Here is a 14,281-nt window from a genome sequence, read left to right as displayed (position 1 = left end):
AGAAATGCATAAACCAACGATCAGCAGAAAGATATTTGTCGTATGTAATACGCTGCTGCTAACTGCAATTACCTTGCTTGGCATTATCCCTTTCATTCATTTGCTTTCGGTATCTTTAAGCTCGAACACGGCGGCAATGGCGGGGGAAGTAAAGCTGTGGCCGGTCGGTTTCAACTTTGACGCTTATCGGTATCTTGGCGAGAAAGTAGAGTTTTTCAGGTCGCTTGGCGTATCCGTTGAAAGAGTGGTGCTCGGGACGGCTGTCAATATGTTCCTATGCTTTATTACTGCATTTCCACTATCGAAATCGGTGGAGCAGTTTAAGTTTCGCACGTTATATGTTTGGTTTTTTGCCGTTACGATGTTTTTTGGAGGCGGATTGATTCCGACCTATATTATCGTAAAAAATACGGGATTGATTGACTCGATCTGGGCGCTGATCCTGCCCGGAGCTCTAAACGTATGGAATATGGTATTGATGTTGAACTTTTTTAGATCCATTCCGAAAGAGCTGGATGAAGCAGCGACCATTGACGGAGCCGGGCATTGGAGAGTTTTATGGCGCATTTATCTTCCAATATCGCTGCCGTCCATCGCGACCATCGGTCTATTCACCATCGTAGGACACTGGAATGCTTGGTTTGACGGAATATTGTACTTGAATTCACCGGATAAATATCCGCTTCAGACGTATCTTTCCACGCTCATCATGTCGATTAATTCCCAGATGACGTCCATCTCGATAGAACAGATCAAGGCCATGGAGAACCTCAGTGAGAAAACACTTCAGACAGCCCAGATCTTCATGGGAGCACTGCCGATCATGATCGTATATCCGTTTTTGCAGAAGTATTTTGTCAAAGGGATGACTGTCGGAAGTGTAAAAGAATAACAGCAGGGAGACTTATACGCAAGGGAGTGCAGAATTTCATATGAAAAAAATAAAGGTTGCATTGATCGGAGCGGGACTGCGCGGAATCAATTATTTGGAGTACGCGCTGCAGCATCCGGGTGAGCTTGAAGTCGTTGCGGTCGCGGAACCGGTACAGCAGCGGAGAGAAAACTTTAAGGCAAGGCACGGACTTGCCGATGAAATGTGTTTTGAACATTGGGACGAATTCTTCGCGAAGCCGAAGCTTGCGGATGCGGTACTCATTTGCACCCAGGATCAGCAGCATTTCGAGCCGACGATGAAGGCGCTGCAAGCGGGGTATCATGTGCTGCTTGAAAAACCGATGTCACCTGACCCAGAAGAATGCATACGGATGGGGGAAATGGCGTCCAAGGCCGGACTTGTATTTTCGATTTGTCACGTACTCAGATACACGCCGTTTTTCACAACGCTGAAAGAACTGCTGACAAAAGGCGCGATCGGTAAATTGATGGCGATTCAGCATAACGAGAACGTCGGCTATTGGCATCAAGCGCACAGCTTCGTAAGGGGTAACTGGCGCCGGAAGGATGAGTCCAGTCCGATGATTCTGGCAAAGTCCTGCCATGATCTCGACATTTTGCTCTGGCTGGCCGGTTCGGAATGCGTTAACGTTTCCTCCTTCGGTTCACTTAGCCACTTTAAGTCTTCGGAAGCACCGGAAGGGGCACCGCTTCGTTGCTTGGACGGTTGTCCGGTTGCGGACGAATGCCTTTACTATGCACCCGATATCTATTTGACGGAGGATACGAACTGGCCGACTTCAGCGATCAGCGACGATATGAGCTATGATGCCCGCTATAAGGCGCTGCAAGAAGGGCCGTACGGAAAATGCGTATACCATTGCGATAACGATGTTGTAGATCATCAAGTCGTGAATCTTGAATTTGCGAATGACGTTACGGCTGCATTCACGATGAGCGCGTTTACGAGGGATGTCAGCCGGACGCTCAAGCTGATGGGGACGACAGGCGAGATCCGCGGAGCCATGGAGAAGAATGAAATCGAGATTATCCACTTCGGCAGCGGCAAGGTCGAACGGATTTCCTTTGAGGACATGGGCGGACATGTTGGACATGGCGGCGGAGACATGAGACTGATCAAGGATTTCCTCAAATTGGTGCGCGAGGACGGCAACGCTCAAGGACTTACATCGGCGGACCATTCCGTTCAGAGTCATCTGATGGCGTTCGCAGCTGAGGAGTCGAGAACGTCGGGCGAGATCATCAGCTTGAAAGAATTTGAACAGCGTTACAGCATCCGCGAGGAAGTGAAATAAACCAGGATTTACAACATGAACCATTCGGAGGGACATATGTCTACATTTCGTTATTCGGGAAATTCTTTTTATGTTAATGACGAGCGGATTCAAATATTATCGGGAGCGATCCACTACTTCCGCGTCGTGCCGGAGTACTGGGAGGATCGGCTTCTGAAGCTCAAGGCTTGCGGTTTGAACACCGTGGAAACGTACGTGCCATGGAATCTGCATGAACCGACAAAAGGCCAGTTCCATTTTGATGGTATCGCAAACCTGGTCCGGTTTGTCGAGCTGGCAGGCCAGCTGGGACTACACGTCATTGTGCGCCCGTCTCCATATATTTGTGCAGAATGGGAGTTTGGAGGACTTCCGTCCTGGCTTTTAGCTGACTCCGATATGCGTCTTCGCTGTTACCACAAACCGTTTCTGGATCATGTGGATGACTATTATGATGTGCTTCTCCCTATGCTGAAACCGCTGCTCTGTACTCAAGGCGGTCCGATTATTGCCATGCAAATCGAGAATGAATATGGAAGCTACGGCAACGACAAGAAGTACCTGAACTACTTGAAGGACGCAATGATCCGCCGGGGAATGGATGTGCTTCTGTTCACTTCCGACGGTGCTGAAGATGCCATGCTGCAGGGCGGAATGGTCGATGGCGTTCTTGCAACGGTGAATTTCGGGTCACGCGCAGCCGAATCCTTCGACAAGCTGCGGGAGTATCAGCCGGATGCTCCATTCATGTGCATGGAATATTGGAACGGCTGGTTTGACCACTGGCGCGAGGAGCATCACACACGTTCGGCGGCGGACGCTGCGAATGTGCTGGATGACATGCTCCGACTGGGAGCATCCGTGAACTTCTATATGTTCCATGGAGGAACGAACTTCGGCTTCTGGAATGGAGCCAACGGACATACCGAAGACAGCTACGAGCCAACCGTGACCAGTTACGATTACGATTCGCCCTTGAGCGAAAATGGTGAGCCCACGGATAAATTTTTTGCGATTCGCGATGTCATTGCGAAATACGTTCCTCTGCAACCCCTGGAACTTCCGGCTCCAGTACCGAAAAAAGCGTACGGAAAAGTGGCTTTGACGGAAACAGCCTTATTATCTGCGAACCTGGACCGAATTTCCACGGCAATTCATACAGCTTACCCGGAACCGATGGAGAAGCTGGGGCAGGATTACGGCTTTATCCAATACGATACGTTCATTTCCGGTCCGAGACCGAAGGATGAACTTTTCATTCAAGACCTGCGCGACCGCGCGCTTGTATTCTTGGACGGCAAGCTCGCCGGAACGCTGGACCGCTGTGAGCCGGATACGAAGATCGAATTCGAGGTTCCCGCCGAAGGCCTTCGGATCAGCGTACTCGTGGAGAACATGGGACGGGTCAACTATGGACCTTACATGAAAGACCGCAAAGGCATCACGGAGGGAGTCCGCTTCGGAAGACAGTTTCTGTCGGAATGGACGACCTATCCGCTGCCTTTGAATGATCTGTCCGCTTTGGCGTATACCCCTGACATTCAGCAGGGAGTGCCTGCGTTTTTCCGGGGCAGCTTCACCGTCGATCAGCTGGCAGATACCTTCATTAGTCTTGAAGGCTGGACGAAGGGAGTCGTGTTCATCAACGGATTCAATCTGGGGCGTCACTGGAATATCGGACCGCAGAAAACGCTGTACGTGCCGGGGCCTATATTAAAAACAGGTGACAACGAGATCGTTATATTGGAGCTGTACGGAACAAACGAGCCGGCGGTTACCTTTGTCGATCAACCGGAGTTGGGTTAAGCAAGCAGAACAAGCCTGCGGAGTATATTCTACTCGGCAGGTTTTTTTCTGTGGTTGCAAACTGGTCAAATTCGTTCCAAAATGCTCATTTCTATTTCTTATTTGCTGCGGATGACTTTTTTACAATGAAGATACAACGAACATCGCAGCAGATTCGGATAAGCTTCCGAAGCTGGTTTTGCTACGCAAAACGTTGAGGAGGAGAAGAGAAGCATGAAAGAAACGAACAAGTCAGCCCATCTCAGCATGGGAGCGAAGGAGCAATTGGCCGGCTATTTATTTGTCGCGCCGTTAATGCTCGGACTGATTATTTTGACGCTCATTCCAGTCATCGGGTCCTTGCTGCTCAGCTTCACAAATTGGAATTTTGTCGCGGGCATGGGTGCCATTAAATTCGCGGGATTAAGCAATTTCGTCAAATTATTCCATGACAGCGCATTTATGCAAAGTTTGGTCAACAATCTGGTGTTCATCATCACGGTTCCGGTCACGATGGTGATTGCCTTGATCCTTGCCGTTTTGATCGACAGGCATGTCTATCTGAAGGATACCTTCAAGGTGGTGTACTTCCTGCCCTATATTTCTAGCATTGTCGCGGTTGCAATGGTCTGGCAGGTTCTGTTCCATCCGTCTCTTGGACCGGTGAACAAAACGCTGATGTCACTGGGAATGGCCAATCCGCCGAAATGGCTTGCAGATATTGACTTTGCGCTTCCGTCCCTGATGATGATTCAGGTGTGGATTCTGCTGGGATACAACATCATTATTTATATTGCCGGACTGCAATCCATTCCGAAAGATCTGTACGAAGCGGCTGAGATCGACGGCGCGAATACTTGGGTGAAATTCCGCAGCATCACGCTGCCGTGCATATCGCCAACCACCTTCTTTTTATTAGTGACGGGTATCATTGGTACGTTCAAGATTTTCGATCTGATCCAGGTGCTGACACAAGGCGGACCGGCGAATTCGACAACGGTGATTGTATATGAATTGTATGATACGGCCTTTAACCAACTAAAGACGGGCTACGCGTCCAGTATGGCGCTAATCTTGTTCCTGATCTGTCTCATCATTACAGGAGCACAGATGTTGGCTCAGAAAAAGTGGGTTAACTACTAAGTTAACCGGGAGGAGGATCATACATGAAATTGCATATTTCCAAAACCGTTTGGACCATCGTCATGGCCCTGATCGGAATTCTGTTCATTCTTCCATTCGTATGGATGCTGTCCACGTCATTCAAGCCCGAGGCGGATGTATTCAAATTTCCAATCGAATGGATTCCTAAACACTGGAATGCAGTAGAGAACTATCGTACCGTGTGGAGCGGACAATTCGTAAGGTATTACTGGAATTCCATTTATATCACCGTCGCAACGACCGTCATTAATGTCTTTGTATGTGCCCTTGCGGCCTATGGTTTCTCTAAATTGCGGTTCTGGGGCAGAGATGCGATGTTTGTGCTGGTTCTTGCCTTGTACATGGTGCCGCCGCAAGCTTCCCTTGTACCGCAGTTCTTATTGTTTAACTACCTGCATTTGATAGACACCCACGCGGGATTAATACTGCTGAACAGCTTCAGCATCATCGGAGCATTTATGTTAAAGCAGTTTTTCATGGGAGTGAACAATGAATATATCGAGTCGGGGAAAATGGATGGAGCGGGTTACTTCCGGACCTTTTGGCAGATTGCGCTTCCGCTGATCCGTCCCGGTGTGGCAACCTACGCTATTTTGAGATTCATATGGACATGGAATGACTATCAGTATCCATTAATCTTTTTGAAATCCAAAGAACTGTTCACGATTCAGCTTGGAATCCGCCTCTTTGGGGATCAGTATGGTGACGTATATTCACTGATGATGGCCGGGGCGGTTTCCGCCATACTGCCGCTGCTGATTATTTTTGCCATTGGTCAAAAGCAAGTCATTGAAGGAATATCGCTTGGCGGCGTGAAGGGTTGATATAAGTCAAAATAGTTTGGCTTCCGTAAAAAATGGGAACTTCGCGAAAAATTCGAGCATGATAGGATGTTTCTTGTAATCACTTGCTTTCAATTGCTTCTATGATTGACGGATGCAGATATTTTAGAGGAGGGTCTATATGAAAATCAAAAGATTATCGGCGATGCTGCTGAGCTTGTCCCTTGCGTTAGTCGTTGCGGCTTGCGGTAATGGTGACAGCAAAACCTCGGAATCCACAGCTGAGGGAACCAAAGATGCAGGCAAAGAAGCAACACCGGAACAGGTCGTTCTGAAACTGAGCACATGGCAGACCGATGCCAAAGCACAATGGAGCAAGATCATCCCGGAATTCGAGAAAAAGTATCCCAATATTAAGGTGGAGCTGGATCTTCTGAACGAAAAGGGCGATTCCGTTGCATCCATGCAAAAGCTTGATCTCATGGCGGCTTCCAATGATCAGCTCGACATTGTGGAACTTCCGTATACGAACTATTCGCAGCGGGCGGACATCGGACTGTTCGAGCCTCTTGACGGTTACATTGAAAAAGACGGCTACAAGTATGAAGATGAATACCTGGTAGATACCCAAGTAAACGGTAAAATTTATGCACTCCCGTCCTCCATGCAGCGCTGGTTCGTGATTATGAATAAAGCAATGCTGGACGAAGCCGGTTTACCGGTTCCGACCGATTGGACGTGGAAAGACTTTGAGGATTATGCCAAGAAATTAACTCAAGGAGAAGGCGCGCAAAAACGTTACGGTGCTTATCTTCATAATTGGCCGGATTACTTCCAATTGCAATTGATGAGTAAATCATCCGATAATACATTCCTTAAAGGCGACGGTACGTCCAATGCGAAGGATCCGCTGCTCAAAGCGAATTTGGAAATGATGAAGAGAATGATGTATGAAGATAAAAGCGTAAACCCTTACGAAGACATTATTTCGCAAAAGCTGGCGTACCGTAACCAGTACTTCAACGGACTTGCGGCGATGCTTCCAATGGGTGACTGGATGGTAGCAGAATCCGGCGGAACAGATGCGATTCCGGCTACATTCAAAACGGCGTTCGCTCCGCTCCCTAAATTAGAGGGCGAGAGCAAGCATTATTCTCCGGTTCAACCGACATACATGGCAGTGGCAGCAAAATCCAAAAATAAAGAAGCTGCTTATCAATTCGTAAGATGGTATACTTCCGAAGGCCTGGAAATTGGCGGAAGAGTATTCTCCGGTTGGGCGAAATCCGATACGGATAAGCTCGTCGATACGATTGTGAATTCCTCGAAGGATCCATCCAAAATCGATGTGGAATCCTTGAAATACACGATCAAAAATACAGTTCCAGGTTCTGCTCCGGTACCGGCCAAATATGCGGATGAAGCGAAAAACGTCGTCATTCCGGAAGCGGAGCTGTACATTTTGAATAAACAAGATATCGATAAAACGATAGACAGCATCGACCAAAAAATTACCGAGGTCGTAAACAATAATAAAAACTAACCTATTTCATTTCATAAAAGGATTGATGGTTCATGGAGTAGGGATATACAATGATGGGGAAGGGAAAACTTCGGTTTTCCCTGTTCCAATTCATACAAGATCTGGGGCCTGCATTCAGTGAAGATAGCCAAATTCTCATTGCGAAAAAAATTGATCTGGTCTGCATTGGTATGCTTTCTTCTTCCGCTTGGCGGAATTTATCTATTGACCAATTTTCTGACGAAGGATCTTCTGTTGGACCGGGCGGTCGTCAGTTCGGAAGATGCATTAAAGGCCGTACAATCGGATGTGAACAGTGTTTTGGATCAGACTTTGGAGCTGTCGAATACCGTGCTGACGAATACGGAGATCAGGCAGCATATTATTTCCGGACAGAAGAAGAAGGGGACGCAGGAACAAAAGGACGATTATCTCGTGAGTTACAGCCGGTTGATCCGGCTGCTGGATGAGCTGTTCGGCCAGCATGATGAGTTCTATGTGACCATCTTGGGGAAGAACGATTTTACATACACCAATTATTCTTACAGTGATTTTAATCCTATGAGGCTGTATGATCAGCCGTGGTTTACGCAGTTAAATCAAATGCCTTCATTCTCAACCTATTGGGTCGGTTTGCAGCAGAATTATTTTGACACGCTTCATAAAAAGAATTCTTTTCTCGTCACGATTGGAAGACCGATTCGAACATCTTCCAACAGCGCAATCGGTTATGTGGTTATTAGCGTGAATGAGAATAAGATCCGAAATTATCTCATCAAAGGCTCGAGTTCCAATCAGGAGATCATGCTGCTCAGCGAGGACGGGAAAGTGATCTCACATTCCGATCCTTCGCTCATTGGCAGCAACATGTCATGGTGGAATCCGCAGGAGCATGCAAGGACCATTGAAATGGATGGCAAAAAATACGTATACGCGGAGCAGGCCATTCATGCGAATAACTGGCGTCTGGTGAGTTTGGTTCCCTTGTCGTCGGCTGTTTCGAAAAACAAACAAATTCTTTTGGTCAGCTTTGGATTACAGGTTTTATTCTTTACACTGTTTTGCATGTTATTGACTGCCTTGATCTCGAAATTTACGAAGCCAATCAGGGATTTAAGCCGCTTTATCACCCATATCGGCCATGGACAGTTGGATATACGTTCCGGGATACGCGGCGATAACGAGGTGACACAGCTGGCAAAGACCATTGATCATATGCTTGACCGGATTGAGTCGATGATTGAGCAAATTACCGTCGAACAATCCAAGAAACGGAAGGCCGAACTGGAGATGCTTCAGGCTCAAATCAACCCGCATTTTATGTTCAACTTGCTGAATTCGATCCGGCTGAATATCTTGATTCAAGGTGATAAGGAAAACGCGGAATTAATATCCTCCTTGTCTTCCTTATTGCGGATGACGATCAACCGACACAATGAGTTCATCCCCCTATTCGAAGAGGTCGATACCGTTCAGCATTATATCCGGTTGATGAATTTCCGTCATGCCAATCAAGTCAGACTTGAAGTCGGTTATGAGACAGGATGCGAGAATGCCCTGGTTCCAAGATTCATGATTCAACCCCTCATTGAAAACGCTATCATCCATGGGTTTGAACAGTTTGACGGGGATATATTCATTGATGCTCAGCATCTCACGAAAGATGGAACGAATGATCTGAGGATATCGGTCAGGGACAATGGGGTTGGGATGAGTGAGGTTCAGATACAGGAGCTCCGTGCAGGCGTAGACAGTGTACAAATGCACACCGAACCTGCAAAAAAAGGTTTTTCCGGTATTGGCGTACAGAATGTATTCCAGCGCCTGCGTCTTATTTACGGTCCCGATGTTCAACTCGAAATTCACAGTGAGAGGGACGTAGGAACGAACATCATATTAACATTTCCATTCCAGCTGGAGAGAGGTGAGCATGGTGTTGACAGCAATTCTGGTGGATGATGATTATCCTGTTATACGTTATTTATCTCAAAGCGTCTCGTGGAAGGAACTAGGCATCGAACTGATTGGTTGTTACTCGAACGGACTGGAGGCTTGGGAGAGCACGCAGCGGAATTTTCCGGACATCGTCATTACAGATATCGGGATGCCCAAGATGAACGGCTTGGAGATGCTGGAGAAATTCAGCAAAGTGAATCCGCAGCTGAGGGCGGTCATCCTGTCTTGTCATAATGAATTCGTTTATGCCCAGCAAGCGATGAAATTAAAGGTGAGCGATTACGTTCTGAAAGAAAGTCTGAATGTAGAGCAGCTGCAGCATTTACTGCGTAACATATCGGTCGATTTGAGCGAGGAGAAAAGCAGGGCCCAAGAAGTCATGATGTATATGCAGAAGGAATCGCTAAACCGTTCGGCGCTAAAGGAGAAATTGCTGAAGGACACGCTGTACCAGCTAACTTGGACCAAGGAAGCATGGTTGAAGCATGCTCAAATCAATGGAGTTGTACTGGATGCCAGATATTATGTGCCGTTGGTTGTTTCCGTGGACCGGATGTCTGAAGTAGCCCGCTCCCGTAAAATGAACGATTATACGATAGCGTTTGCGGTAGAGAACGTCCTCCAGGAAGTGCTCGATTCCATGCACCGGAGCGTTATTTTTCACCATAACAATGAGCTGGTCATCCTCGTCTGTTGCGATGAACCCGCCAAAGAGAGGCAGCTGCTCTATTATTCGGTCTCCAAGGCGATGAAGGCCATTAAAGAGTATTTGAAAATATCGGTCACCTGCTTCATCGGCAGGGAAGCATCCGGACCCGAAGAGCTTCGAAAAGTTTTATTACCGATGCTGAAAGAGTTTAGCCAGCGCTTTTATTTAGAGGAATCCAAGCTTCATGCTTTTGAGAAATCTACCTTTTCCAGCGAAGACATGTACGAAGAGTATGCCTCCTTTTTTTCGAAGCTGAATGACAACCTAGCTATGAATCTACCTGATCAACTAGAAGTTGTCGTACAGGAATGGGCTGCATGGGTAGGAGCCAACCGTTTTAATCCTGGGGACGTGAAGGAATGGGTACTGCAGCTGCTCATGGATTTGCAAATGAAGACGAAAGTTACTTTGCAGGTTCAGCAGAGCCATTCGGAAGAAAAGCTGTACGATGTGGTGAACGGCATTCACACGATGGAACATTTGCAGAGCTGGATTATACAGTATTTGATCGAGCTATCCGGCAAGTTAAGTATATTGTCAGTCCGTTCGAAGCGAACTGAGGTGATCCGGGCACAGCAATATGTGATTCAACATGTAACCGAGAAGTTGACCCTTGAAGATATGGCAGGATACTTAAACCTGAATTCAAGCTACTTCAGCCGATTATTCAAGCGGGAAACCAACCAGAATTTCATCGAATACGTCAATAGGGTTAAGCTTCAAAAGGCGAAACAATTATTACAGCAATCCAATAAGACGGTAGAGGAAATATCGGATTACCTGGGCTATGCCAACAAGAGCTATTTTATCAAATTGTTCAAACGGGAAATCGGGATGACACCAAGCGAATATACGTCGTGGAATTAATTCTGGTTACAGGAAAGGAAACGAAAAAATGCATCCAATGGATAAGCGTTCCCATCACTTTCAGTTTGGAACGAAGACTGAAATACAGCAGGCAGTACTTGATACTTTGGAACCTTTAAAACGTCATTTTACCACCGGATATTCAGGACTGCAGCTTGGATCGACGGCAGCAATGCATAATGAAGCCGTAGCTCTTATGGAAGCGTTCTCCAGACCGCTATGGGGACTTGTTCCGCATGCCGGTGGAGGCGGCGAATCAGATTTGTGGCCGCTATATCTTCAGGGAATCATCAATGGCACCAATCCGGAGTATGAAGAATATTGGGGAGCTTTTGTTACCCAGGATCAACGGATGGTAGAACAGGCGATCTTCGGGCTCGGGTTAGCCCTCGCTCCGCATAAGTTATGGGACCCGCTCAGCAAGCAGGAGAAGCAGAATCTGTTTCAGTGGCTGAATCAAATCAACCTGGTGGATCATTCCAATCCCAACAATTGGCTGTTGTTTACCGTGCTCGTGAATGTTGGATTCAAAAAGGTGGGATTGCCTCACAATCAGGCCATCATGGATGAATATCTCGAAGCAATCGACACGTATTATTTGGGCGATGGATGGTATTCGGACGGGAAGACGGATCAACGGGATTATTACGTTCCTTTCGGGATGCATTACTACTCCTTGATCTATGCCAAACTGATGGAGGATGACGACCCGGAACGTGCCAAGGTCTACCGTGAGCGGGCCACGACATTTGCCGAACAGTTCATATATTGGTTCGCCGAAGATGGAAGCAGTTTGCCCTTCGGACGCAGTCAAACGTACCGCTTCGCCCAAGTTTCCTTCTGGAGTGCGCTCGTATTTGCCGGAGTTGAGCCATTCTCGCTTGGTGTCATGAAAGGGATCATTATGAGGCATCTTCGGTGGTGGTTTTCCCAACCAATCTTTAGTCCGGATGGCTTGTTAAGCATTGGATATGCCTATCCTAACCTGACCATGGGTGAGAGCTACAATGCTCCAGGGTCGCCATATTGGGGATACAAGGCTTTTCTTATTCTGGATTTGCCGGATGATCATCCGTTCTGGTCGGTAGAAGAGGAACCTCTGCCTGCCTTACAATCCGTATTAGCGCAGCCTCATGCAAGAATGATTCTCTGCAGACCGGATGATGACGGGCATGTTGTCGCTCTGGCATCCGGACAAATGGCGAACTTCGAACTGGCTCATAACGCCGCGAAATATTCGAAGTTTGCCTACTCTACCCGTTTCGGCTTCAGCGTTCCTAAAGGGTATTATGGACTGGCTCAAGGAGCATATGATTCAACGCTCGCCCTTTGCGAACGTGATGAGCATTACCGTGTAAGGCGTTTTTGCGAAGAGTATCATATCGAGGAACGCTATGTATATTCGAGATGGCTCCCGTGGCATGACGTTGAAGTACGAACATGGCTTATTCCTGCCGGGAAGTGGCATGTACGGATTCACCGTATACGCTCCAATCGTTTTCTTGCTGCAGCTGAAGGTGGGTTTGCAGTTGGAAGAATGTCGGATTATTCGTTGCGAGAAGCAGATGCGATTGAGGCAGCCCCTGACCGAATCGCGGCGATGATGCCAGCAGGTATTAGCGGCGTGGTGAACGTGAAAGGATATGACAAAGCGGTCATGATATATCCGGAAGCGAATACGAATCTATTGAAGCCAAGGACCATGATTCCCACACTGACCGTTGAGCTCGAGCCGGGTGAACATCTTCTCATATCTTCCGTATTCGGAGCATCGAATAATGAAGAGAATCATAGAAACTACGGTCTTCCGCCCTTGGTGGAACAGACGTCTGAGGGAAATTACATCGTGACGGATGCTGGGACGAAGGCGAGCTACTTCAACATGAAGATCTAGTGGGGATGACGAGGCAACTCCTTCAGATGCAACCTGCATTCAATGAATCTGGGGACAATTCAATTTTATGATGAGGTGATGTTGAACATGTGGACTCATGCGATAGACGATGCGCTACTGAAAATAAAACAAAATATTCTGAAACATCCTGGCAAGTTGCCTCATATTACGGACGGGGAACGGTATGAGTGGGGAGACAATAATGACTGGATCGAAGGCTTTTATGTCGGGATGATGTGGCTCGCTTATGAGTACGGACAAGAAGCATTTTATAAAGAATCTGCTGAATCCTATCTTGCCAATTTTCAAGATCGGCTGGATCGCCACGTGGCATTGGATCACCATGATATCGGATTTCTGTACTCGCTGTCAGCCGTTGCGGAGTGGCATGTGACGGGCAATCAGGCTGCGCGCGAAGCCGCACTTCAGGCTGCGGATAAGTTATTAGCCCGGTGGCGGCCGCGTATTGGCATTATTCAAGCCTGGGGACGAGAGGACGATCCGGATAACGGGGGAAGAATGATTATTGATTGTCTTCTTAATCTCCCGCTTCTGTTCTGGGCATATGAACAAACTGGTGATGCGAAATATTATGACATAGCGTTCCGCCACGCTCTGCAGAGCCAGAAGTTCCTTGTACGCGGAGATGGTTCATCCTATCATACCTTCTATTTTCATACAGAAAATGGAAGTGCTCTTCGGGGAGGCACCCATCAGGGCTATCAGGATGGATCGACCTGGACGCGCGGCCAAGCCTGGGGTATATACGGGTTTGCTCTAGCCTATAGGTATACGAAACACGAAGCTTTTTTGGATACTTCGAAACTTCTGGCCAGATACTTTATCGAACATTTGCCTGAGGATGACGTCGTCTATTGGGATTTTGATGTTCCGGTTGAAGAACTCACTCCGCGTGATAGCTCGGCATCTGCCATTGCAGCCTGCGGTCTGCTGGAGCTGCTAGAGTACATGGAAGAGAGCGATCCTGAACGCACTATATTCGAGGAAGTTCTTCATCGCAGCATGAGGTCATTGGTGGAGCACTATGCCACGACGGATTTGCCGGATGCGGAAGGGCTGCTGAAGCATGGTTCCTACCATGTTAGGGGAGAGCGTGCACCGGATGATTATATGATCTGGGGAGACTATTTTTACCTCGAAGCGCTGGTTCGTCTTGAGAAAGGAAATAAAGCATTTTGGTATGAAACGTAAACATGGAGCACCAAGATTAACCTCTGAGAATCTTAATCTCGGAGGTTTTTTGCTATGTTTACTGTTCTGATATTCATCCGATTCAGAAAAACATGCGAATTTGGATTATTTAGTAAAAACAAGTGCCTGTTCAAGGCTTGCGTGTTAAATTATAAATGGATTTATTTCGGAAAGGGAGGGGATGAATGATGCGGTTCAAGA

At 47.4% G+C, this 14,281-nt stretch carries 10 protein-coding genes; all 10 read left to right on the top strand.

Translation table 11 applies throughout. The annotated features are described in order from the left end of the window. Positions 1-4: 4 nt before the first annotated feature. The 10 genes from GRF59_RS04670 (at position 5) to GRF59_RS04625 (ending at position 14,080) form a co-directional block, all read left to right on the top strand. The gene (locus tag GRF59_RS04670; RefSeq protein WP_160496474.1) at positions 5-892 is read left to right on the top strand and encodes a carbohydrate ABC transporter permease; all 888 of its coding nucleotides are present in this window, start codon (positions 5-7) and stop codon (positions 890-892) included. A gap of 40 nt (positions 893-932) precedes the next feature. Beyond that, a complete protein-coding gene (locus GRF59_RS04665; protein WP_160496473.1) occupies positions 933-2,210 on the top strand; it encodes a Gfo/Idh/MocA family protein in 1,278 nt (425 codons plus the stop codon). A 36-nt stretch (positions 2,211-2,246) separates the two neighbouring features. Continuing rightward, complete coding sequence (locus tag GRF59_RS04660; RefSeq protein WP_160496472.1) at positions 2,247-3,995, top strand: glycoside hydrolase family 35 protein; 1,749 nt, start codon at positions 2,247-2,249, stop codon at positions 3,993-3,995. A 213-nt stretch (positions 3,996-4,208) separates the two neighbouring features. Further along, the gene (locus tag GRF59_RS04655; protein WP_160496471.1) at positions 4,209-5,117 is read left to right on the top strand and encodes a carbohydrate ABC transporter permease; all 909 of its coding nucleotides are present in this window, start codon (positions 4,209-4,211) and stop codon (positions 5,115-5,117) included. Positions 5,118-5,140: 23 nt separating this feature from the next. Next, complete coding sequence (locus tag GRF59_RS04650; protein WP_160496470.1) at positions 5,141-5,962, top strand: carbohydrate ABC transporter permease; 822 nt, start codon at positions 5,141-5,143, stop codon at positions 5,960-5,962. Positions 5,963-6,101: 139 nt separating this feature from the next. Then, positions 6,102-7,463, top strand: a complete 1,362-nt coding sequence (locus GRF59_RS04645; RefSeq protein WP_160496469.1) for an ABC transporter substrate-binding protein — start codon at positions 6,102-6,104, stop codon at positions 7,461-7,463. Positions 7,464-7,580: 117 nt separating this feature from the next. Next, positions 7,581-9,401 carry a histidine kinase gene (locus tag GRF59_RS04640; protein ID WP_160496468.1) on the top strand — a complete coding sequence of 607 codons (1,821 nt, stop codon included), beginning with the start codon at positions 7,581-7,583 and terminating at the stop codon, positions 9,399-9,401. After that, positions 9,373-10,974 carry a response regulator transcription factor gene (locus GRF59_RS04635; RefSeq protein ID WP_202128491.1) on the top strand — a complete coding sequence of 534 codons (1,602 nt, stop codon included), beginning with the start codon at positions 9,373-9,375 and terminating at the stop codon, positions 10,972-10,974. The genes GRF59_RS04640 and GRF59_RS04635 overlap by 29 nt, the downstream gene beginning before the upstream one ends. 37 nt (positions 10,975-11,011) lie before the next feature. Beyond that, complete coding sequence (locus GRF59_RS04630) at positions 11,012-12,868, top strand: DUF2264 domain-containing protein (protein ID WP_160496467.1); 1,857 nt, start codon at positions 11,012-11,014, stop codon at positions 12,866-12,868. Positions 12,869-12,955: 87 nt separating this feature from the next. Next, complete coding sequence (locus GRF59_RS04625) at positions 12,956-14,080, top strand: glycoside hydrolase family 88 protein (protein ID WP_202128490.1); 1,125 nt, start codon at positions 12,956-12,958, stop codon at positions 14,078-14,080. Positions 14,081-14,281 lie beyond the last annotated feature (201 nt).

It is taken from the genome of Paenibacillus dendrobii, from assembly GCF_009807035.1.
Lineage (GTDB): Bacteria > Bacillota > Bacilli > Paenibacillales > Paenibacillaceae > Paenibacillus_AQ > Paenibacillus_AQ dendrobii.
This window is presented reverse-complemented; position numbering and strand designations above follow the sequence as displayed.